A 22,803-nucleotide genomic window follows, 5' to 3' on the forward strand; every position below is an offset into this window, starting at 1 on the left:
CAGGCTGGAATTACCGTGGCTTGCATACATCTATCCATTCCTTGTATCCGGAATATTTTTCCATTTCGGGAATGGTCAGTTCAATGGCACTGTTGCTGCTTCCGCATGCCGGAAATGCTGTTTCATATTTTTTCAGGGAAGCATCCAGGTAAATATCCACGCCTGGATTTATGGCAAATGGGCAAACGCCGCCCACCGCATGTCCGATCAGTTCAGTTACCTGCTCCTGGGTGAGCATTTTCGCTTTTTTGCCGAATGTGACTTTGTATGCAAGCTCCACCGTCGCACTTGACACATCAAACTCCAGCACACGGGATTCCATGCCGTATCCTGCGAAGTATTTTTTTACTTTATCTACTGACATTTGTCATGCCTCCATTTTTATGATGGAAATTTTTTCAAACACGCTTTAGTATAACACTAAATTCACATTCTTGGAATGTAAAATTGCAGAAATCCTGTACGAAAAAATAGAGTATGTACTGCACTGCCATGTTTGACTTTCCCCGGGGCATCCAGTATACTACTTCTGATACTTATTTGACGTCTCGGATTGCTTTGCAGCTGCACGGCTCCCGCAATCCTCCATTTTATAAAATACAAGGAGAAACCTTATGGATTCAGATAGATCATTGGTTCTGCCCCAGGCATTTCTGGACAGAATGAAAGATATGCTGCAAGATGATTATGATGCCTTTCTTCAAGCTTACGATCAGCCCCGCACCTACGGACTTCGGGTGAACACCGCCAAGATTTCCTGCGAGGAATTTGAAAAAATCGTTCCTTTCGAAGTAAAAAAAATCCCCTGGATTTCCAACGGCTATTTTTACAGGGAAGATGTCCGCCCTTCCCGCTGTCCCCTTTACCAGGCAGGACTTTATTACCTTCAGGAACCAAGTGCCATGACCCCGGCTTCCCGCATTCCAGTGGAACCTGGTGAATATGTGCTGGACATGTGTGCCGCTCCCGGCGGAAAAGCCACTGCTGTGGGATCTGCCCTAAAAGGCGCCGGCCTTCTGGTTGCCAACGACATCAGTACGACCAGAGCCAGAGCCCTTCTTCGCAACCTGGAGCTTTTCGGAATTCCCAACCTCTTTGTTGCCAACGAAAAACCAGAAAAAATGGTAAAAAACTTCCCGGAATTTTTCCATAAGATCATTCTGGATGCTCCCTGTTCTGGCGAAGGCATGTTCCGCAAAGAAGAAGCCCTTGCCAGAGACTGGACCCCTGAAAAATCCCAGGAGCTTTCCCAAATCCAGAAACAGCTTTGCTTAAATGCTGCCGACATGCTCCAGCCCGGCGGACAGATGCTGTATTCCACCTGCACCTTCGCCCCAGCAGAAGACGAAGAGGTCATCTCTTGGCTCCTGGAACAGCGCCCGGACCTCTCCCTCATTTCCATGGAAAACTACGAAGGCTTTTCCAGCGGAAATCCAGCCTGGGGAAACGGCAGCCCGGAGTTAAAAAAATGTGTGCGTATTTTCCCACATAAAATGGCAGGGGAAGGACATTTCCTTGCCCTTCTGAAAAAAGAAGGACAATCTGGGCCCACCGCAACTATTTCCAAAGGAACCAAACTGCCAGCAGATGTAAAAAAATATCTGGAGGCATTCTTCAGTGAAATTGGCCTGAACTCCCTTGGCGGCCAGCCCTTTGACTGGAACCGCGTAGAAGTCCGTGCAGACAAGGTCTATTACCTGCCTCCCGTATCCTGCAGCCTCCGAGGCCTCACCTTCCTGCGCAACGGTCTCTACCTGGGTGACCTGAAGAAAAACCGTTTCGAGCCCTCCCAGCCCCTTGCACTGGCCTTCCGCAAAGATGAAGTAGAAGCCATAATCTCCCTCCCCGTTGATGACCCTCGCCTGGAGCGCTACTTAAAAGGTGAAACCCTCACCATCCTCCCTGAAGAAACCGTCCACACCAAGGGATGGCACCTGCTCTGCGTAGAAGGCTACCCCCTCGGCTTCGGCAAACTTGTCAACGGAACCTTAAAGAATAAATATCCTGCCGGCTGGCGTGCATAGCATCCCTCTTTATCAAGCTGCATATCTACAACAGGCTCACAATCTCTAATTTTCCAAAGGTTGTGAGCCTGTTTCTATTAATTTTCTTCTGGATTTTCTGCCAATCCTTAATATCTTTTCCCAAATACTAAACCATCATCTCTAACCAATCTACGTCAAATAAAGTCCCATTAATTTTGAAAAGTGGAAAATTTCGCGCTTTCTCCGCCTGCGACGTGTCTGGCGCCGTTGGGCCTGGTTTGGGGGCATTGCACAGGTTCCGAGAAAATCTTAGGGAATAGGATTTTGCGTTGAAGAAGGGGGAGGACACTGTCTGAACGCAGTGAGTTTGTCCTCCCCCTTCTTCGCTTTTAGCAAAATAATATCCCCTTAGATTTTCCGGGTTCTGCGCACCGCTCCCAGATCAGGCACAATGGCACCAGACACCCCCTCGGGAATCCAATCCCCAATCTTTATAACAATATTGCCTTCTTCAACGCAAACGAATAAATATACTTCTCCTTCACCCGTCTCCCCGTCATTCTCTCCAGCGCCTGCCCATAATCCTCCAGCTGCGTATGATACCTTTCAATCAGCTTCTTTTCCTCTCCTCTGCGGACATAATCCGTCTTATAATCCACCAGCACAATCTCCTCATCTTCCAGAAAATAAGCATCAATAATTCCCTGCACCAGCACCCGCTCACTCTCATCCCAGCTTTCATCAATCTCCGCCGCACTTCTGGAAATCACAAAAGGCTGCTCCCGAAACAGCCGCCCCTTAAGCGCTGCCGCCTTCATCCTCTGCCCCAGATCACACTCCACAAAACCACGAATATCCGAAACCCGAACACACTTCGCCTCAACCTCAGAAAGCTTCTGATTCTGAACAAGCTCCTCAATCTGCTCCTTCAGATTCTGAGATGTATCCGTTTTCCCATACTCCAGACACTCCATCACACGATGATAAGCCGTACCACGGGCTGCCCCCGCAAACTCTTCCTCAGCCTCTGTTTTCTCCTCAATAAACCTTGGAACCAAAGGAACAATATCCGGCTCAAAATAAACAGCCTCCTCAATCTCCTCATCCTCATGATAACTTTTCTTTTTCAGATCCGACACCGTAACCTTCACCGGAATATCCCTCCGGTATTCATAAGGATACACAAACCCAAAACGCTTATCCAATTCCTCTCGGATTCCCGGATCCATCACCTTCTCGCTGTCCCAGTCCTCCAGAAGATTCTCCTCCATCTGTCCCGTTGCCTGGTCCACAACCTCCGCCTCTGTCAGCATCTGCGCAGTAATACGCTTCACCTGAAACTGTGCAGGATCCTCATAAAGAGGATTTTCCTTCGTCGGAAAAAGACCAATCTCCTCATAAAGCGAGTCCATGCATCTGTGTCTTGCCAGAGCAGGCAGAACATAATCCAGATAATTTTTCCCTTTCAGCCTGGTCTCCGCCGGAAGAAGCTCTGTCTGATTTTCACGAAAATGAGAAAGGCTGATCAACTCTTTATCCAGATTGGAAACAGCACCTGTCAGAATCATTTTCTCCTTTGCACGGGTCAGGGCAACGTAAAGCACACGGATTTCCTCCCCCAAACTTTCCTCCAGAAGCTGACGGCGGATCACCTGCTTATTCAAGGTCGAAACCACCATTCGCCTGTCCGGCAAAATCGCATCTGCTCCAAGACCATAATCCGGATGAATCAGAAGTTTTGCATTCAAGTCCTGGAAATTGAACTGTTTTCCCATTCCCGCAAGGATCACAACAGGAAATTCCAGTCCTTTACTTTTGTGGATTGTCATGATTTCCACAGAACCTTCCCCTGCACCGGAAAGGTTCACCTCGCCGTAATCCACCTCGTATTTCTGCAGATGTTCAATATAGCGAACAAAGTTAAACAAGCCGCGATAGCTGGTTTTCTCGTAATCCATGGCTTTTTCCACCAGCATGGCAAGATTGGCGCTTCGCTGTGCACCATTCGGCAGGGCCTTGGCATAATTGCCGTATCCTGTTCTTCGCAGAATTTCAAGAATCAATTCATGAACCGGAGTATAAACTGCCAGATCCCGCATTTCATTTAGAAGAGTAATAAAACCATGCAATTTTTCCTGCAAAGCTTCTCTTTCTTTAGGAGAAATCAGGCTGCACTGCTCTTCCTCCCCCAGAAAATGCAGCACGCTTTCATACAGCATGCCTTCCGGGTCTTCTTCCCGGATTACGGCAAGCTCCTGGGTGGTACAGCCTGCCAGCGGGGAACGAAGCACCCCGGCAAGGGGAATGTCCTGCAGAGGATTGTCGCATACCTGAAGATAATTCAGAACCGTAACCACCTCAAGTGCTGAAAAATATCCTGTCTTGGAAGCTGCATATACGGGAATTCCATGGGCACTTAAAACATCGGTAAAAGTTTCGCTCCAGCCAGACGCAGTTCGAAGCAAAATAACAATATCCCCATATCGCACCGGACGGTACTCCCCTGTCTCTTTATCCAGGATTTTCTCTTTCCCCACCATTTCCTGAATCCGATGGGAAATGGTAAGTGCTTCCAGTTCCCTGGCATCCTGCCCCTCCATCAGATCTTCCAGTTCCTCTGAGTCTTTTTCCACAAGCAGCACTTCCGTTGAAAGAAATTCGTCTCTGGCTCCTTCTGGAAAAACAGCGCCAGGATAAAGGGCAGCTGCCTCATCATACGCGATTCCACCCAGATCCTCGCCCATGATCTGCCTGAAAATAAAATTGGCACAGGAAAGCACCTGGGATCTGCTTCGGAAGTTTTTGTGCAAGTCGATTCGCTGTTCTTCACTGTCCGTTAAGGTGTACTTTTTATATTTTTCCATAAATAGTTCCGGTCTGGCAAGGCGGAACCGGTAAATGCTCTGCTTCACATCACCAACCATGAAAATATTCTTACTCTTCTTCGCCCAGCCAGATACACAGGTAGTGATCATCTCCTGCACCAGGTTGCTGTCCTGATATTCATCCACCATAACCTCATCATACTTCATGGATAATTCCCGCGCAGCCTGGCTCATAATACGATATACCACTTCTCGTTTTTTATCCTCATATCCAGAAGTTTTCTTTTCACTCTTCGTTATGTGAGAATTTTCCTGGTTTCCAAAAGTCATTTCAAAAGCTTGCTCATTGGCGCCCTCATCCTCCACCCGCTCCATAAGGATCTCCAGCGCAAAGTGCTCCATATCTGTAAAATCCAGAATATTCTTTTCCCTTTTTTTCTCCCCATAAAGGCGGATAAATTCCCGGGTAAGCTCCACCAGCATTTCCACAGGCTCCCGGCAGCATTCCAGAAGAAGAGGCAATTCCTCTTCACCCACAGTAAAATACCTGCTTCCCAAATCCTTCAGAATATCCTTCTCGTTTTCCCGAAGAGCCTTTACCTGTTCCTTCAAAAGGTCATCCACAGGTTCCTTCGGTTTCTTCGTAGACAATCTTGCAAAAGCCGGACTGCCAAGGACCGCTCTTGTTCCATCAAAATCCCCTGTCAGGGCTTTTTCCTGTGCATCCCGAATCAGAAGCAGGTCACTTGAGATGGCGTCATCATATAAATAAGGACCTCCCGGGGAAAAACACAGCTTCCTGGCCTCCTCCGCCAGACCTTTCGCCTGTTCCAGATCTGCCAGAACATTTTTCCATAACAATTTCATCCATTCTGATGCTTTTATAGATTCTATATCCGTATTTTTATAACTGTCAATACATTTTTCCAGCCATTCATCCGGATATGGGTTACTCATGGCTGCATGATACAGGGAATAAATCAGGTCACGTATGCCTTCGTCTGATTTTCCAGCAGCGTAGCACTCAATAAAATATTTATATTTTTCCTGATCCTTGGCATAGTAAGCTTCCAGAAGCTCCTTCATCACATCTTCCTGGAGAAGCTTCAACTCTCCTTCCTCTCCGGTACGGTATCCCGGGTCCAGTCCGATCAGGTGAAAATAATTACGGATCACATAAGCACAGAAACCGTCAATGGTGGTAATCTGCGCAGTGTGGATCAAAGTAGTCTGCCGCTGCAGATGCTCGTTCTCCGGATTTTCCCCAAGGGCATCCTCCAGGGCATTGGCAATTCGCTCCCGCATCTCCCCAGCCGCGGCTCTTGTAAAAGTCATGATCAGCAGCCTGTCAATGTCCACCGGATGCTCCGGGTCCATTACCTTTCCAAGGATTCGCTGAACCAGCACGGCTGTTTTGCCTGAGCCTGCTGCTGCGCTGACCAGAATGTTCCGGTTCCGCAGTCCAATCACCTGTTCCTGTTCTTTCGTCCATTTTACTGCCATGCTATTCCACCTCCTTTGCAAAAGCATTCCACAGCTCTTCATCTGCGAAATTCTTCAGCCTTCTGAATTCATATCCCGGAATCTCCGTGTCAAAGCCGCACACTGTACTGTAAGGGCAGTAGGTACAGGCGTTCTTTTTCCCCAGCATATAGGGGGAAACCTGGGCATCCCCGTCCAGGATGGACTGCCGGATGTGGGAGATTTTGGTCTTCACGTAACGGTTCAGCACATCAAACTGCTCTCTTGTGGCAACCGAGGAATTCCTGCGGAAGCTTCCGTCCTTATTAAAGGACACCGGAAGAGACACCAGAGAACTGTCCATCTTCTCCACCAGATCCCGGTCAGCCTGTACAAGACCGTTCATTTTCAGCTCTTTTAGAACCTTCTGCTGAACTAATTCCACATCCGCGTCAATTTTTTCCTGTACCATAGGGTCCTTAATATTATAATAAAATACGCCGGCCGGAATCACTTCCTGATCCCGATAACGGTTCTGTTCCACCTGAAGGGCACCGTCCAGATAGATCATCAGCTGCAGCTGAAGGCCGTGATACAATGACACCAGATCAAAGGAAGTATTTCCGGTCTTATAGTCAATGACCCGCACATACAGCTTGCCGTCCTCTGTGTGCATGGTATCCACACGGTCAATACGTCCGCCCTGGAACGCCACCTCCACGCCTTCCGGTTCAAACTCCCCGGATTTCAGCTGCTCCTGCACTGCCCACACGGTTCTTCTCATCATTCTCTTGGTGCGCTGGATCATATACTCGTTGCGGGCGCTGCTTTTCAAAATGGTATTGCCGTAGTCCGCACTGACCTCATCCACCAGCCGGTCCACGATCTCATTTCTCTCTTCTTCCGTAAGGGTGGCCCATTTCAGCCCTTCCTTTTTCACCTCTTTTGCAAATTTCTCCATAACCTTGTGCATAATATTTCCCATATCCATAGGGCGGAATTCATACTCTGCACGCTCCGTCAGGCTCAGGCCATACTGGAGAAAATGGGCAAATGCACAGGCGGAAAAACGTTCCAGCCTGGTAGCACTGTAAGGAGACACCTCTCCGTAGAGCACCTTTGCCACGCTTTTGCTGATCACATCGGAAGGACGCCTGGTCATAGATGCCTCCACCAGCTTTCTCGCCAGTTCCCTGTACTTCGGACTTCTTAAGTACCAGCTGTACAGCTCGCCGTAAAACGGATCTCCTTTTCCAAGGGCTCCCTCTGTCAGTCCCTTCAAAAAGCATTCCAGGCTGGTTCCCGGAAGTTCCATGCTTCCAAGAGCAAATTCCTCATCCATGGCGTTTTTCACTTCAATTTCCGGGTAAAGCTTCTGGATGCTGTGGATCAGATACGCCGGGCTTACAGGCTCCCCTTTTCCGTTGGAAAAACAATAGGAAAGACAGAGATACCGGCTAGGCTTGGTCAGATTCAGGTAAAGATAAAAGCGCTGGGTGTTCATCAGCTCCTTTGGTCCCGGAGCAAGCTCCATTCCCTCTCCTGCAAAAAATTCACGATCCATCTGGGTTAGGATCCCGCCGGAGTCTGTATTTTTCGGAATGTTTCCCTCATTGACACCTACGAAAAACAGAGCCTTGATCTCCTTGAGACGGGTACGCTCCATGTCTCCCACCAGTACCTGATCCATGCTTGGTGGAATCAGTGCTACCTTGGATTTGGCGAAGCCAGTTTCAAGAAGCTGGGTAAACTCCGCCCTTGTAAGTTCCTCTTCTCCGAGAATCTCCACCATACGGTCCAGCAGTTCCATAACAATTCCGTATATCTGCGCGTATTCCTTTTCCAGGGCTTTTTCCCCTTTTGCTTTGAAGGAAAGCTCCTGTTCCTTCAATTTTCTCTGAATGTCACAGTCTGTGATAAACTGGTATAAACTATAACAATATTCACTTACTTTCTTTTTGCCGCTGGAAAATCCCTGGGCCAGGGCTTCCACTTCCGTCACAAAACGCTCCCGGTACTCATTGAGAACCTGGATGTCCCCGTCTTTCATGATCCGGTAAGTGCGCACCCATTTCTCCGACCATTTGTGCCAGCCCCGGATTCCAAGTGCCAGCACATAGTTTTCCAGCTGATCCGCCTGTTCCCTGGTGATTCCGGACATGCCGCAGCGCAGATAGCGAAAAACACTTTCGTAGGTAAAGCCCTTTGTCACCATCTCAAGAGCGGCACGTATATATTCCACAAAGGGATTCATTAAAATCGAATGCTTCTCATCCAGGAAATAGGGAATCTGTGCCTCCTCAAATACCTGGGAGGCAATACTTTTGTAGCTTTCCAGGTTTCCGGTGATCACTGCGATCTCTCCGTATTTCAGATCCTCTTCCCGGACCATTCTGCGGATTCGCCTTGCCGTTTCTTCCAGTTCTTTGATGGGGGATTCTGCCGCGAAAATACGGATTTCATCCTGGGATTTTCCATAAGCTGCTTTTCGGTAGCGGAACAGATGCTGCTCCAGAAATCCAAGAGCCGGGGCGTCAGAAAAGCGTCCCTTTTTTTCTTCTTTTAAGTATACCGGATCATCCAAGTCATTTATCAGACCGGACAGGGTATGAATCATTTTCCGGCTCATGTAGAACAGCTGGTGAGGTTTTCCCATTTGAAGAGGATTTTCCTTGACATCCATGGTGACAGTCACAAGCACCTGGTCGCAGACTGCCAGCAGTTCCCGGATCACGTTCATCTGCACAGGGGTAAAGCCAGTGAAGCCGTCCAGTAAAAGCACGCTGTTCTTCAGTTTTCTGGAAAAGGGAATTGCTTTTTTGAGAGCATCCATGACCCCCTCACCAGTCATATAGTGCCCTTCCAGATAATCAGTAAAAGCCTGGTAAAGCACGCTTACGTCATTCATCTTCATCTGAAGCAAGGAATCTTCCCCTGTTTTTTCCAGCATGTCCGAAAGCTCTTCCTGACGGATATCATACTGCATGAACTCGGAAATCAGGGATTTCACCTCGTCCAGATAGCCAGGTTTGTTCATCTGACTTCCCAGATAGGGGAGCTCTTTTTTGTGCTGCTGCACCAGCTTCTGCAGTACCAAGCTTTTGCCTGTGTCGTCCAGAAGCACTTCCCTGGCACCGCCCACCTCCTCAAATACGCGGTAGGCAAGGCGCTGGAAGCTGAGCACGTCAATATTCAGGATTCCTTTTCCCGGATGCATTTCTACCACGTTCTTCTGGGTCTGCATGGTAAACTGCTCCGGCACAATAATATAGTACAGCTTTCCCGGATTCTCCAGAGATTCCTGTATAATCCGCTGGCAGGCGTAATGTGTTTTCCCGATTCCGGAACTTCCGATAATAAACTGTAATGACATGTGTGTCTCCCTCCTGTCTGGCATTATCACAATATTCTATCATATTTTTCCCTGTTTGATAATAGGATAGAATAAACAAAGCAAACCAGGAGGCGCAGACCATGAGTTCAAAAACCAGGATCATCGTGTTACATATGAAAGAAGTGGTGTACACCATCGCTTTTCTCATTCTTGCCATACTTCTTGGTGTACTGATCTACTTCATGTTTGGTCCGGGCAGGAGCCAGACCACATCGGGAAAAGCAGACTCCCTCTATACTCCTGGTGTTTACCGCTCTTCCATCACATTGAACCAGAATACCTTTGACGTGGAGGTTACGGTGGACCAGAACAGTATCCAGTCTGTGGAGCTGGTAAATTTAAGTGAAAGCACTACGGCTATGTTTCCTCTTGTGAAACCATCCCTGGAATCTCTGGCAAGCCAGATTGTAGACAGCCAGTCTCTTGACAACCTGAAGTATTCCACGGACCGCAAGTATACGTCAGAATTGCTTTTGAACGCCATTGAGGATGCACTGAAAAAGGCGGAGAACCAAGTCAGTTCTCCGCCAGAAAATTGATATTTTTAAAGATTTTCCAATACTTCCATCCAAACCGCAGCGCTTGCATCACTTGGCATGCGAAGGTCTCCTCTTGGGGAAAGGGCAACACTTCCCACCTTCGGGCCATCCGGCAGACAGGAGCGCTTGAACTGCTGGGCGAAAAATCTTCGGTAGAAGGTCTTCAGCCATTTCAGAATGGTCTCCCTGTCATAGGTATTCTCAAAAGTACGGCAGGCAATGCGGTAAATCTTGTCCGGCTCAAAGCCTGCACGAAGCATATAGTACAGATAAAAATCGTGAAGTTCGTAAGGTCCTACCAGATCCTCGGTTTTCTGGGCGATTTTGCCATCCTTAGGGGGCAGAAGTTCCGGGCTTACCGGAGTGTCCAGAATGTCAAGAAGCACTTCCTCCAGCTCTTTCTCGCCGCAAGTGTCTGCATAGTAGCGGACAAGATGTCTCACCAGAGTCTTGGGAACGGAAGCGTTCACGCCGTACATGGACATGTGGTCGCCATTGTAGGTGGCCCATCCAAGTGCAAGCTCGGAAAGATCTCCGGTACCAACTAAAAGTGCCCCTTCCTGGTTTGCCATATCCATCAGGATCTGGGTGCGCTCTCTTGCCTGGCAGTTCTCGTAGGTCACATCATGAACCGAATCATCATGTCCGATATCCCGGAAATGAATGTTTACCGCTTCCTTAATGTTCACCTCAGTCAAAGTTGCGCCAAGGCACTGGCTTAACTTGCAGGCATTCTGATAGGTACGGTCTGTGGTTCCAAAGCAGGGCATGGTAATGCAGCGGATATTCTCAGAAGGAAGTCCCATCATGGAAAAAGCACGGGCGATCACAAGAAGGGCCAGCGTAGAATCCAGTCCGCCGGAAAGACCCACCATTGCCTTCTGGCAGTGAATGTGACTCATTCGCTTCTTCAGTCCCATTGCCTGGATGTTCAGGATTTCCTCACAGCGCATATCCCTTTCTTCTTTCACAGAAGGTACAAATGGATATGGGGCAAAGTTTCGGGTCAGGGAGGTCTCTTCAATCTCCACATCAAAGGGTACCATCTGGCACTCTGCACTGTCAGCAGAAGGATAAGTGGAAATTCTTCTTCTCTCATCTGCCAGTCTCTGCACATCGATTTCCCCGTAGATCACAGAATTCTGGAAGCGCTTTGCCTCTGCAAGCAGGACGCCGTTCTCCGCGATCAGGTTCTGTCCGCCAAATACCAGATCCTGGGAAGACTCTCCCTCTCCTGCTGTGGCGTAAATGTATCCGCAGATCAGGCGGGCTGACTGTCCTTTCACCAGGTCGCGGCGGTAGGAATCCTTGCCTACCATCTCATCGCTTGCAGAAAGATTCACAATAATGTGAGCGCCGCTCATGGCCAGCTTCACGCTTGGGGGAAGGGGAACCCACAGATCCTCACAGAGCTCTGCTCCTACAGTCAGTTCCGGAAGCTCCTCGCAGGAGAAGATCAGGCTGCTGCCAAAGGGCACGCTTTCCTCCCCGATGGTGATCTCATCCCAGACATCCTCCCCAGAGGAAAAATGTCTCTGCTCATAAAATTCATTGTAGTTGGGAATGTGAGTTTTCGGCACAAATCCCAGGATATTTCCATGATTCAGTACAGCTGCCGCATTGTAAAGCTTGCCATTTTTCCTTACAGGAAGGCCTACAAAAATCAGCGCATCCACATCCTGTGTCTCTTCTGCCAGAGCAAGCAGGCTCTCCCACGCACTGTCCAGAAGTCTTCTCTGCAAAAACAGATCCTGACAGGTATATCCGGTAATGCAAAGCTCCGGGAATACCATGATCTTGGCATGCTGTGCTTCCATCTCTTTAATCATTTCCAGAATTGCTTTTGTATTTGCCCTGCAATCTGCAACTGTAACCCCGGGCGTTCCCGCCGCCACTTTAATAAATCCCTGATTCATGACCTAATCCTCTTTTCCTTCTCGTTCTATCTGCGTGTCTTCCCCAATTATGCAGGATTTTTACCAGAAACATAACGTTTTCGTTCCTTTACCGTTACGCCTTCGTGCCCTGATTATTTACATTTTCTCAGAATTTCTTTCATTTCTTCCACAGTGAAGGTGTAATTTGTGTTGCAGAAATGGCAGTTCATTTCAATAGGCTTGCCTTCCTGGATCATTTCGTTTAATTCTTTTCTGCCAATGCTGATCAGCGCTTTTTCAACTCGCTCTCTGGTGCAGTTGCAGTGGAAGCGGGTGTCTGTTTTCTCGTTGATCTGCATATCAAAGCCTTCCAGAACCTTCTCAAGAAGGCTCTCCGGTGTATGTCCCTCTTCTAACAGACTGGTAACGGAATTAATCTTCTGTACGTTCTGCTCCAGTCTGGAAATGACTTCTTCCTCTGCAAAAGGCATCAGCTGTACAATAAAGCCGCCAGCCTGACGTACCGTATTGTTCTTGTTCATCAGGACTCCAAGACCAACTGCTGAAGGTACCTGCTCGCTTGTTGCAAAATAGTAGGTAAGGTCCTCTGCGATTTCACAGGTCTGAAGCATAACCTGACCGCTGTATGGCTCCTTCAGGCCCATGTCCTTGATCACGTTCAGAAATCCTGGTCCAACAGCGCCTGCCACATCCAGCTTGCCTTTGGAATTGGCTGGGATACAGACATCCGGATTGCCTACGTAGCCTTTCACATTTCCCTGGGAATCGGCTGTTACGGTAATTCCCTGAAGTGGACCGCCTGCCTTGATCTGAAGAGTCAGAACGTCTTTCTCTCCTTTCATCATGGAGCCCATCATGGCTCCTGCAGTGAGAAGTCTGCCAAGGGCTGCTGTCGCAACCGGACTTGTGTTATGGTGTTCTCTTGCAGTCTCCACCATCTGGGTAGTCACTGCTGCAAATGCGCGGATCTGGTCGTTAGCCGCTGTCGCGCGGATAATATAATCGTTCATGTGTTTTCTCCTCTAAAATTTAAACTCATCTTTGTTCAGCATCTTTGCAATTACAATCAAAATGCATTCCTGCCTTCGCGATATACACAAAATCATGCTTCACCCGATTTTGTGCCACAGTTCTCATTTTGCTTTGCTGAACAATTACTATACTTCCTTCCCATGTTCTCTTACTACAAAGGTAAGTCTGCCGCTGTCTTCCTTCGGCGGCTCCATAGTGTAGGCATCGTAAACAGCAAGCAGTTCCATACCTGCATTCTGAATCAGTTCCTTAATTTTCTCCAGCGGATAGGCTCTCTGGTAGTGAACCTCCTCTGTTTTCTCATAGAGTCCGTCCTCCCTTGGAATAAAAAGAGCCAGTTCATAGGTATTGATCCCGGACTCCTCATCATAGCTGTTCTCCCAGATGAAGCTTCCTTCCTCCCGGTTCTCTGCAATGGTGGCATCCCCGATCATGGTCTGGTATTTGTATACCGTGTTCATATCAAACAGAAAGATTCCGTGGGGATCCAGGTAATTGTTCACCAGGGCAAATACATGCTGCAGTTCCTCTTCCTCTGTTATGTAATTCAGGCTGTCGCACACGCTGACAACCGCTCTTACGGTTCCGTATAGTTCAAACTCCTGCATATCCTGCAGAAGATAAAGAATGTCGTGTCCGGACTCCACACGCTTCTCCATGGCCTCTGCCAGCATTTCCTCGGAATTGTCCACTCCGATCATGTCATAGCCAGCCTCTGCAAGAAGCTCTGTCATCGTTCCGGTGCCGCATCCAAGATCCAGCACCAGTCCATCCAAAATGCCGTACTCTTTCAGCTGCTGTTTCAGCCATGCTCCCCAGGCATCGTAGTCCACATTATCCTGGAACATATCATATACCCGGGCAAATTCTCCATAAGCCTGTAAATTCTCCATATTCCCTCCAACCGTCACGGACACAGCCACCCCAAAAGGATAGCTGTGTCCGCCTGATCTTACTTTGTGCTGTTTTCCACGGAAGCTGTTTCTTCGATTTTTTCATCAGCTTCCCTGCTGTCATCTGATTACTCTACAGGCATATAGTATACGTCTGCACCCTCTCCGTGCCAGTAATAATCAACATCATTCTGGTCGTAAACGTCCTCGTTGTTTACGAAACGGTAGGTATTTCCGTCAAAGTCAACCCAGTTGCCGTTTCCATCCGGTGTGATCACAAGAGGATGTCCGTCTGAGTTGCGGTAGATGGTTCTGGTCTGGTTGGTATCGGTCAGCTGCTCCTGGGTAAATCCTGCAGAGTTGCTGATGGTTCCGTCACTGCTTCCTGCGGAGGAATCTGTGCTGTTAGACTGTGTACCGTCTGTACTTCCATCTGCAGTTCCGTCTGTGCTGCCATCAGAAGCATTATCTCCTGCTGCAGGTGCTGCTGCCTTCAGGGAAGAATCTCCTGAAATTCCAAAGGAATCAATAGCTGCCTGGATTCCCGCAAGAGAATCATCGTTCACTACAGATCCGCAGATATTGTAGTATTCATCTGCACTCTTATAGATCTTGTGAAGGGCATATGCGTAGCCGCCGCTCTTGGAAGCGTCTGTATATCTGACTGTGTAGGAATAAACGCCTACTCCCTCTACATCATTGGAAGTATAGTTCTCAACAGTGAAGTCGGTTCCCTGTACAAGATCGGAAGCCTGTTCAAGGGCATTGGCCAGATCCTCAGTATCCGGAAGCATTGCGGAAGACATGGCATCTTCTCCCTGTCCGTGAAGGATCAGGATCTTGCCCTGCTCCGGTGACTCAAAGCTGAGCATATCTGCCTCGTCTGCCTTATTCGCCCAGGTCGCATCCGGAAGTTTAATGGAAACGGCTCCGTTGCTGGATGTATAAGTGCTGTCCTGAACATCCGGTGCAATGGTCGGCTCCGGTGTAGGAGTTGCAGTCGCTGCCGGTGTAGGAGTCTCAGTCACAACAACCTGCTCGTCCGGCTCAGCTCCGCCGAAATTACATCCTGCTGCAAACATGGAAACACTAGCTGCTATGGTTAAGATTGCTAAAATCTTTTTATTCTTCATGGTATCCTCCTTGATTTTTCATTCGGTAAAAAGGATTGCTGCACATTCATGTGCTTCACAATCCATGCCTGCATAAAAATTATCTGTTCATGCAGGTTATCCTGTCCAATGTCTTTACAGAACTTACCAGACGATAAGTCCCTCGGGCTATATTTTACAATTTTATTACAGACCTGTCAATGGATTTCCAAAGTCTGAATCTAAAATTACTGTGAAAATATTATAAACTTTAACCGATTTTTTTATACATTTGTGACTAGAGCCTGTTTGAAAAAACCAGTTCTTTTTCTATTTTAGCTCCTGTTTGTCATACTTTTGTAAAATTTAGTTTCCGTACTCATACATATGCAGCTTGTGAAGGGCACGGGTAGCGGCAATGTATCTGCCCTGCTTTGCAAGTGCACTTGTATCCGCCTCTGGAAACAGAGAAAATACCTGGTCAAATTCCAGTCCTTTTGCAAGATAAAAAGTAGTTACAGTCAGTCCCTTGCAGAAGCTGGTGCTGTCCCTGTGGAGATAGGAAAAACGGTTCTCTGTGTCAAACCCAGCGGCTGCCAGCTTCTCCTTCAGAATACCTGCTGCCTTTTTTGCCTCTCCTTCTGTACGAAGGATCACTGCGGCGGTCTCAAACTGCTCTTCCCCAAGCTCCAGCTTCTTTATGATCTCATCCAGTGCCTGTTCCATAGACTGGGACTCTTTTCCCGGGAAGTGCTTCTCTTCCACAGGGGCGCCGTGACGCTCAAACAGATCCATGTCTGTAATGCCAGCCAGATGATTGGCGTAGGTCGCGATTTCCACTGTATTTCGGTAGCTTTTGTTCATCACGATCCTGCGGATATCTTTGCCGAAAATCTTCGGAAGGAATCCGATCACATCCTGGTTCTCATCCTCCATGGTCTGAGCCTTGTCTCCCAGAATGGTCATGCGGCAGGGGAACATCATCTTAATGATCAGATACTGCAGCCTGGAATAATCCTGCATTTCATCCACAACCAGATGCTTGATCCCATTGTGGCTGCTGTTCTGGCCAAGCAGACGGTATTTCATGTAAAGCACCGGATACACATCCTCATAGGAAAGCCTGCGGTCCGCCAGCTGTACATGGGGAAGTCCCGGATAACCGCAGCTTTCCAGGAAACGGCTGTACATCACATAGACATCCCTTGTCTCGTACATACCCATGAATTTCTCCATCACAAAGGCACGTTCTTCCTCATCCATATCGCTATCCCGAAGTGTCTCCACCTCGTCAATGAAATTCTCCGCCACAGCTTCCATACGGGAAAGCAGGGGAATGTCCTGGAATTTGAAATAGAACAGCTCGATGATCTCCTCTTCTTTCCTGGTGAAGTTCTTGTATTCCACATCATGGAAATTCATCAGCTCATCCTCTAATGTGGTAAGATAGCCTTCCATCTGGTTCAAAAATTCCCTGGACTGCTTCTCCTTGTAAAGAGAGGGCACATCCGGCATGGTCAGGCTTCTTTCGATCTGATCGTAGCGGTCCTCGCAGTCGGATACCGTATCCTTCAGTTCCTTATACGCAAACAGGTCAAAACTCATTTCCCGGATATTCTCTTCCCCAAGCTCCGGCAGGATATGGGAAATATAATCGGAAAAGATGCTGTTTGGTGACAGGATCAGAATGTTGGAGGATTTCAGATTCTTCCGGTCATGGTACAGAAGATAGGCAATTCTGTGCAGTGCAATGGAAGTCTTGCCGCTTCCGGCTGCCCCCTGGATCACCATGATCTTATCCTTGGTATTTCGGATAATGGCATTCTGCTCCTTCTGGATGGTGCGGACAATGTTCTTAAGAGCTACGCTTCCGCCGCTGCCCAGCTCTGCCATCAGAATCTCGTCATCGATTTTCACATCACTCTCAAACTGGTAGATCATTTTTCCATTACGGATCTTGTACTGCCATTTGGATGCAATCTCACCGGTGATAGTTCCAAGAGGTGCTTCATAGGAAGCAGGTCCCTTATCATAATCATAGAAAAGGCCGCTCACCGGAGCTCTCCAGTCGTAGATCAAAGGCGTATGTCCGGTTTCCTCTGCAAAATTGCCGATGCCGATATAAAAGATCTCAGGCTCATCCTCTCCTTCAAATATAAAATCCACTCTTCCGAAAAAAGGGGAATCCAGCATTTTGCGGAATCTTTTTCTCAGATGGATCTGCTGCTCATTGGCATTGATCTGATGGAGCAGTGCCTGCTGGTTATCAAAATTCTCATATCCGTACTGGTCCATCTCTGTATAGTTTTCCCAGTAGTATTCATGCATTCCCTCGATGTCCTTCTGGCCTTCCAGAATGGATTCGCTGATGTGCGCAATACGTGTTTTCAGTTTGTCTGTGACAAAAGTCAGAAATGCTTCTCCGTCTCTGTTGTCAATTGCCATATAATATACTCTCCTTCATCCTTCCATGGCTGGTATATTCATGGTTCCGCACTTCATATTTTGCGGAAACTTTGCTCCATTATACATTATCTTCCCCCAAAAGTATAGATAGAAAAACAGCAGTTTTTCATATATTTTTCTGAAAAACTGCTGTATATTTCTCACGTATTTTTCCTTGTTTTCAAATGGATTTTTGACGAACTATCTTGATAAAAAACTATCTGCAAAATGTGCGTGGCTTCTTATGCGCTCTGTGTCTTATCAAACTGGCTGTTATAAAGATCTGCGTAAAAGCCTTTTGCTGCAAGCAGCTCTTCGTGACTGCCCTGCTCGATAATATCGCCATCCTTCATAACCAGGATCAAGTCCGCATCCTTGATGGTGGAAAGCCTGTGGGCAATGACAAAGCTTGTTCTGCCCTTCATCAGGTTATCCATGGCCTTCTGGATCTGGACCTCTGTTCTGGTATCAACAGAGGAGGTTGCCTCATCCAGGATCAGGATCTTATTGTCTGCCAGGATTGCTCTTGCAATGGTAAGAAGCTGTTTCTGACCCTGGGAAACGTTGCTGGTCTCCTCGTCCAGGACCATCTGGTAGCCGCCCGGCTGCTGCATGATAAAGTTGTGGATGTGAGCCGCCTTAGCTGCTGCGATCACCTCTTCATCTGTGGCATCCAGTCTTCCGTAACGGATATTTTCCATAATGGTTCCTGAAAACAGCCATGTGTCCTGGAGAACCATTCCGAACATTTCATGAAGCTCGCTTCTGTTAAAGTCCTTTACATCATGTCCATCCACACAGATGGAGCCTCTGTTTACATCATAGAAACGCATCAGAAGCTTAACCATAGTGGTCTTTCCTGCGCCTGTCGGTCCTACAATGGCAATTTTCTGTCCGTCCTTTACCTTTGCGGAAAAATCATGGATAATAATCTTATCCGGATTATATCCGAAACTTACATGATTAAATTCCACATTTCCATTAAGACCTTTTATAGATACTGCGTTTTCTTTTATGGTTTCTTCCTCTTCCTCATCCAGGAACTCAAACACACGCTCGGAGGCTGCTGCTGAGGATTGCAGAAGGTTCGTTACCTGGGCAATCTGCTGGATCGGCTGAGTAAAGTTTCTGATATACTGGAAGAAGGACTGGATATCACCAACTTCAATTGCTCCCTTGATGGTAAACCAGCCTCCTAAAAGAGCAACCATAACATATCCAATATTTCCTACAAACTGCATGACAGGCATCATCATTCCGGAGAAAAACTGGGATTTCCATGCAGATTCGTAAAGCTTCTGGTTGTCCTTTTCAAATTCTGCAACTACATCCTCTTCCTTGTTAAATACCTTAACAACATTGTGTCCGCCGTAGTTTTCCTCAATCTGGCCATTTACCTCTCCAAGATATTTCTGCTGTGCCTGGAAATATTTCTGGGAGTGCTTCATAACAAAATTAATAATGATCATAGACAGAGGCAGTATCAAAAGTGCAGCCAGTGTCATCCACACATTAATGGAAAGCATCATTACGAATACACCGATCAGGGTTGTGACAGATGTGATCAGCTGGGTAATGCTCTGGTTCAGGCTCATCTGAAGGGTATCCACGTCATTAGTCACACGGGAAAGAATCTCACCATTTGTCCGACTCTCATAATAGTTCATGGGAAGGCGGCTGAATTTTTTGGAAATATCTTTTCTTAAATTATAAGTAACATCATTGGAAATTCCGGTCATCACATATCCCTGAATAAAGGAAAAGCAGGCACTTGTCACATATAGTCCAAGAGTCCATAAAAGGATATATCCGATTTTTCCAAAATCAATGCTTCCCGTACCGTTTACCTTGGCAACCAGACCGCTAAAAAGCTCTGTTGTTGCTTTTCCAAGGATTTTTGGTCCTACAATATTAAAAACAGTTCCGGCAATTGCAAAAATAAACATCAGCACGAAACGGAATTTGTAGCGCTCCATATACTGAAACAGCCTCTTCATCGCGCCTTTGAAATCTTTGGCTTTTTCCCCAGGCTGCATTCCACGTCCCCGGTGACCGCCCATCACAGGGCCTCTGGCTTTGTTTTCACTCATGCTAATTCCTCCTCTGAAAGCTGGGACATGGCAATCTGCCTGTAAACCTCGCAGTTCTTCATCAGTTCTTTGTGGGTACCTATGCCTGCCATATTTCCCTCATCCAGAACAATGATCTGATCTGCATTCAAGATGGTGCTGATTCTCTGTGCCACAATAATAGTTGTCGTATCTTCTGTTTTTTCCCTTAATGCTTTGCGAAGCCTGCTGTCAGTTTTAAAGTCAAGAGCAGAAAAGCTGTCATCAAAAATCAGAATCTCCGGTTTTTTCGCAATGGCTCTTGCAATAGACAAACGCTGTTTCTGACCACCTGATACGTTAGTTCCGCCCTGAGAAATCGGTGCATCATAGCCTTCCTTTTTCGCCTGGATAAAATCATCAGACTGGGAGATTTCTGCCGCCAGTTTTACATCCTCACTGGACATATCCGGCTTACCGTATCGAATATTGGAATCAATAGTACCGGAGAACAGCACTCCCTTCTGTGGAACATAGCCAATGCGCTCACGAAGATCGTGCTGAGTCATATCTCGAACGTCCACACCATCTACCTTTACGCTACCCTTTGTTACATCATAGAATCTTGGAATCAGATTAATAAGAGTACTCTTTCCACTTCCTGTACTTCCAATAATAGCAACTGTCTCTCCTTTGTCTGCCTTAAAAGTAATATCATTGATTACATTTTCTCCGGCGTCCGGATAGGCAAAACTTACATGGTCAAACTCTACCGTTCCTTTCTTCTGATTCTCCATAAGAACCGGATCTTCCGGATCATTTACTGAAGGCTCCATTTCCAGAACCTCGCAGATACGCCCTGCTGCAACATTGGCTCTTGGAAGCATAATAGAAATAGCTGTAATCATCAGGAAGGACATAATAATCTGCATAGCATACTGAATAAATGCCATCATATTTCCTACCTGCATATTTCCGCTGTCAACCCCATGTGCACCAAAATAAATGATTGCTACAGAGACACCATTCATGATCAGCATCATAACCGGCATCATAAAGGTCATACAACGGTTTACAAACAAATTTGTTCTGGTAAGATCACTATTTGCTTTCTCGAAACGTTCTTCCTCATGCTCTTCACGGCTGAAAGCACGAATAACCGGGATTCCGGTAAGAATCTCACGGGTTACCAGGTTTAATCGGTCAATGAGCGTTTGAAGTATGGTGAATTTCGGCATTGCGATCTGGAATAACACAAAAATTACAATAAGGATCAGTGCTACTGCCACTGCAAGAATCCAGGTCATAGAGGAATCTGTCTGCAGAACCTTGATTACGCCTCCGATACCAAGAATCGGTGCATAAAGCACAATTCGAAACATCATAGTCATAACCTGCTGTACCTGCTGTACATCATTTGTGCTTCTGGTAATCAAGGATGCAGTGGAAAACCTGTGGTACTCATTGCTGGAAAAGTGGATAACCTTGCGATATATATTATCTCTTAAATCATGTCCAAGGGCTGCTGCCACCCTTGCAGACAAAAAGACCACACATACTGCTGCCAGCATAATAAGCAGTGCCATCAGCACCATCCGTATTCCAGCATTCTTAATATACCTCATCTGAATAGTATCCAGATTTTCACCCATGGCCTGATATTCTGCTTTTACGCCACTTACCGAAGCCTGAGTAAGAATGGATTCCGGCATATCGGAAAGCTTCTCATCTACTGTCTCCAGCATCTGCTTCCTTGCTTCATCCGGCATATTGCCAAGAGCCTGCATAGGATCTGTTCCCTCAGGCATCTGCATTTTGGAAAGCATCATCTGGCTTTCTTCGCTTCCGGAAGTAAAAGAAGTATACATCATCAAGGGTTTGCACAAAAGATCGTTTAATTCATCCCTCTTATCCCCTGTAATAGTATTCTTCAGTTCATAAACATCACCATCCAGTACATAGGCATTTAAAACCTCCTTCCTGGTGTCTTCATCCATAAATATCTGCAGATCTTCCATGGTGCTCTTGCGCATTTTTTCCGGAACACCATCCGGGATACCGCCTTGCTGGATACCTACGTTAATAATCTTAGAGGTATAATCTGGCAGAGACAGATCACAGTAAGCCTGCAAAAACAGCAATCCAATAATCAGAACAATATAGCCTGCTGATTTTTTCAGATACTTCATTAATTTAATCATGCTTTGTTTTCCTTTCGTTGTTATCCTGCCCTATTTCTTCCTGACAGCTACTATTCCTTCCGCAAAATGCCCCATTGGCATTTCATCAGGAGACAGCTCCGGTTCAGGCATTGCTGCGATATTTTCCTTAATCTGCTGACAAAATCTTCGCATCAGACAAAGCTCGCTTTCTGAGAAGCCACTCAGCATCTGCTTTTCGCCCTCTCTGGCCAGCTGCATTCCTTCTCTAATAATGGCATTGCCTGCATCGGAAAGATAGATTCTGCTCACTCTCTGATCCATCTCATCCTGTTTGCGGATAAGGAGACCATTTTTCTCCAGGCGTTGAATACTGACTGTAACCGTAGGGGGCTTCACGCCTAACTCCTGCGCAAGCTCTTTTTGGCTGCAGCCATCCCTCCTGTAAAGAACAGCCAGAATAGGGATCTGCCTTGGATGAATGCCAACCTTTTTTAATTTCACAAAGCATTTCTCCATATACATACGACTGATTTCCATTACCAGGCTTTGTATACTTTTCTCATTATCCTGTTCCACATTCTCACCTCAATTTCATATATTTCTCATTTAGTTAGACGACTAATTTTGTATTCTATACTTTTCTATAAAAAATGCAAGTATTTTTTGTGCAGTTTATATTTTTTTTAGAATTTAGAATCTGATATTATGTTGTTTGCAGATGTTTTTATTTTGTCAGACTAAGCTTTTATATTCTTCATCTGCCTTGAAAACCGGACAAAAATTGCAAGGAAACAAAAAACCGCCTGCAAATTCAGCTGAAAACTGAGTTGCAGGCGGTTTTTGCTTCTTATTTAAATAAACTGATTGGTTTGTTCATCATAATGATAATCGATGGAATCCATCTTCTCCAGCAATTCTTTTTTACGAAGCCCGCGGCAGGTACACAGTGCCTCCAGGGAATCGTAATAATCCCGAAGCTGGGTGTTCACATAGCTCAGTAAGATCATTGGGTCCTTTGGTATCATAAGAA

Annotated in this window: 14 protein-coding genes; 2 read left to right on the forward strand and 12 right to left on the reverse strand. The window is 46.8% G+C overall.

Annotated features, from left to right (window positions below; translation table 11 throughout):
• Positions 1 to 10: 10 nt before the first annotated feature.
• Positions 11 to 364, reverse strand: coding sequence for a YbaK/EbsC family protein (locus DWZ38_RS04925; protein WP_117850589.1), 354 nt, complete (start codon positions 362 to 364; stop codon positions 11 to 13).
• A gap of 250 nt (positions 365 to 614) precedes the next feature.
• Between DWZ38_RS04925 and DWZ38_RS04930 the strand changes: the two genes are divergently transcribed.
• Positions 615 to 2,024, forward strand: a complete 1,410-nt coding sequence (locus DWZ38_RS04930; RefSeq protein ID WP_117850591.1) for an RsmB/NOP family class I SAM-dependent RNA methyltransferase — start codon at positions 615 to 617, stop codon at positions 2,022 to 2,024.
• A 452-nt stretch (positions 2,025 to 2,476) separates the two neighbouring features.
• Here the strand turns inward: DWZ38_RS04930 and addA are convergent, their stop codons facing one another.
• Both addA and DWZ38_RS04940 read right to left on the reverse strand, forming a co-directional pair.
• The gene (addA, locus tag DWZ38_RS04935) at positions 2,477 to 6,313 is read right to left on the reverse strand and encodes a helicase-exonuclease AddAB subunit AddA (protein ID WP_117850594.1); all 3,837 of its coding nucleotides are present in this window, start codon (positions 6,311 to 6,313) and stop codon (positions 2,477 to 2,479) included.
• A 1-nt stretch (position 6,314) separates the two neighbouring features.
• On the reverse strand, positions 6,315 to 9,644 hold the full coding sequence (locus DWZ38_RS04940) for a PD-(D/E)XK nuclease family protein (protein ID WP_117850596.1): 3,330 nt from the start codon (positions 9,642 to 9,644) through the stop codon (positions 6,315 to 6,317).
• 101 nt (positions 9,645 to 9,745) lie between these two features.
• Here DWZ38_RS04940 and DWZ38_RS04945 point away from each other — a divergent pair, with 101 nt between their 5' ends.
• On the forward strand, positions 9,746 to 10,204 hold the full coding sequence (locus DWZ38_RS04945) for a hypothetical protein (RefSeq protein ID WP_117850599.1): 459 nt from the start codon (positions 9,746 to 9,748) through the stop codon (positions 10,202 to 10,204).
• Positions 10,205 to 10,209: 5 nt separating this feature from the next.
• Here the strand turns inward: DWZ38_RS04945 and DWZ38_RS04950 are convergent, their stop codons facing one another.
• The 9 genes from DWZ38_RS04950 to DWZ38_RS04990 all read right to left on the reverse strand — a co-directional run bounded on the left by DWZ38_RS04950 (position 10,210) and on the right by DWZ38_RS04990 (position 22,798).
• On the reverse strand, positions 10,210 to 12,120 hold the full coding sequence (locus DWZ38_RS04950) for an NAD(+) synthase (RefSeq protein ID WP_117850602.1): 1,911 nt from the start codon (positions 12,118 to 12,120) through the stop codon (positions 10,210 to 10,212).
• A 113-nt stretch (positions 12,121 to 12,233) separates the two neighbouring features.
• Complete coding sequence (hslO, locus tag DWZ38_RS04955; protein WP_117850604.1) at positions 12,234 to 13,112, reverse strand: Hsp33 family molecular chaperone HslO; 879 nt, start codon at positions 13,110 to 13,112, stop codon at positions 12,234 to 12,236.
• 147 nt (positions 13,113 to 13,259) lie between these two features.
• The gene (locus DWZ38_RS04960) at positions 13,260 to 14,027 is read right to left on the reverse strand and encodes a class I SAM-dependent methyltransferase (protein WP_117850606.1); all 768 of its coding nucleotides are present in this window, start codon (positions 14,025 to 14,027) and stop codon (positions 13,260 to 13,262) included.
• A 128-nt stretch (positions 14,028 to 14,155) separates the two neighbouring features.
• On the reverse strand, positions 14,156 to 15,160 hold the full coding sequence (locus DWZ38_RS04965; RefSeq protein WP_117850608.1) for a hypothetical protein: 1,005 nt from the start codon (positions 15,158 to 15,160) through the stop codon (positions 14,156 to 14,158).
• A gap of 324 nt (positions 15,161 to 15,484) precedes the next feature.
• Positions 15,485 to 17,563: a UvrD-helicase domain-containing protein gene (locus DWZ38_RS04970; protein ID WP_117850610.1), complete on the reverse strand. Its 2,079-nt coding sequence runs from the start codon at positions 17,561 to 17,563 to the stop codon at positions 15,485 to 15,487.
• Between the two features lie 242 nt (positions 17,564 to 17,805).
• Positions 17,806 to 19,653 (reverse strand): ABC transporter ATP-binding protein, encoded by a 1,848-nt coding sequence (locus DWZ38_RS04975; RefSeq protein WP_021924763.1) that lies wholly within the window; start codon positions 19,651 to 19,653, stop codon positions 17,806 to 17,808.
• On the reverse strand, positions 19,650 to 21,812 hold the full coding sequence (locus DWZ38_RS04980; protein WP_117850613.1) for an ABC transporter ATP-binding protein: 2,163 nt from the start codon (positions 21,810 to 21,812) through the stop codon (positions 19,650 to 19,652). The genes DWZ38_RS04975 and DWZ38_RS04980 overlap by 4 nt, the downstream gene beginning before the upstream one ends.
• A gap of 30 nt (positions 21,813 to 21,842) precedes the next feature.
• Positions 21,843 to 22,310 (reverse strand): MarR family transcriptional regulator, encoded by a 468-nt coding sequence (locus tag DWZ38_RS04985; RefSeq protein ID WP_243000159.1) that lies wholly within the window; start codon positions 22,308 to 22,310, stop codon positions 21,843 to 21,845.
• A 314-nt stretch (positions 22,311 to 22,624) separates the two neighbouring features.
• Positions 22,625 to 22,798 (reverse strand): DUF4250 domain-containing protein, encoded by a 174-nt coding sequence (locus tag DWZ38_RS04990; RefSeq protein ID WP_021924766.1) that lies wholly within the window; start codon positions 22,796 to 22,798, stop codon positions 22,625 to 22,627.
• Positions 22,799 to 22,803 lie beyond the last annotated feature (5 nt).

The sequence above is a fragment of the Ruminococcus sp. AF31-8BH genome, from assembly GCF_003460605.1.
GTDB classification, from domain to species: Bacteria; Bacillota; Clostridia; order Lachnospirales; family Lachnospiraceae; genus Blautia_A; species Blautia_A acetigignens.

Coding starts and splice junctions, on each gene's coding strand:
- DWZ38_RS04960 (WP_117850606.1), bottom strand. CDS start 14,027: ATGGAGAATTTACAGGCTTATGGAGAATTTGCCCGGGTATATGATATG.
- DWZ38_RS04990 (WP_021924766.1), bottom strand. CDS start 22,798: ATGATACCAAAGGACCCAATGATCTTACTGAGCTATGTGAACACCCAG.
- DWZ38_RS04975 (WP_021924763.1), bottom strand. CDS start 19,653: ATGAGTGAAAACAAAGCCAGAGGCCCTGTGATGGGCGGTCACCGGGGA.
- hslO (WP_117850604.1), bottom strand. CDS start 13,112: ATGAACGATTATATTATCCGCGCGACAGCGGCTAACGACCAGATCCGC.
- DWZ38_RS04970 (WP_117850610.1), bottom strand. CDS start 17,563: ATGGCAATTGACAACAGAGACGGAGAAGCATTTCTGACTTTTGTCACA.
- DWZ38_RS04965 (WP_117850608.1), bottom strand. CDS start 15,160: ATGAAGAATAAAAAGATTTTAGCAATCTTAACCATAGCAGCTAGTGTT.
- DWZ38_RS04930 (WP_117850591.1), top strand. CDS start 615: ATGGATTCAGATAGATCATTGGTTCTGCCCCAGGCATTTCTGGACAGA.
- DWZ38_RS04945 (WP_117850599.1), top strand. CDS start 9,746: ATGAGTTCAAAAACCAGGATCATCGTGTTACATATGAAAGAAGTGGTG.
- DWZ38_RS04950 (WP_117850602.1), bottom strand. CDS start 12,120: ATGAATCAGGGATTTATTAAAGTGGCGGCGGGAACGCCCGGGGTTACA.
- DWZ38_RS04940 (WP_117850596.1), bottom strand. CDS start 9,644: ATGTCATTACAGTTTATTATCGGAAGTTCCGGAATCGGGAAAACACAT.
- DWZ38_RS04925 (WP_117850589.1), bottom strand. CDS start 364: ATGTCAGTAGATAAAGTAAAAAAATACTTCGCAGGATACGGCATGGAA.
- DWZ38_RS04980 (WP_117850613.1), bottom strand. CDS start 21,812: ATGATTAAATTAATGAAGTATCTGAAAAAATCAGCAGGCTATATTGTT.
- addA (WP_117850594.1), bottom strand. CDS start 6,313: ATGGCAGTAAAATGGACGAAAGAACAGGAACAGGTGATTGGACTGCGG.
- DWZ38_RS04985 (WP_243000159.1), bottom strand. CDS start 22,310: ATGGAAATCAGTCGTATGTATATGGAGAAATGCTTTGTGAAATTAAAA.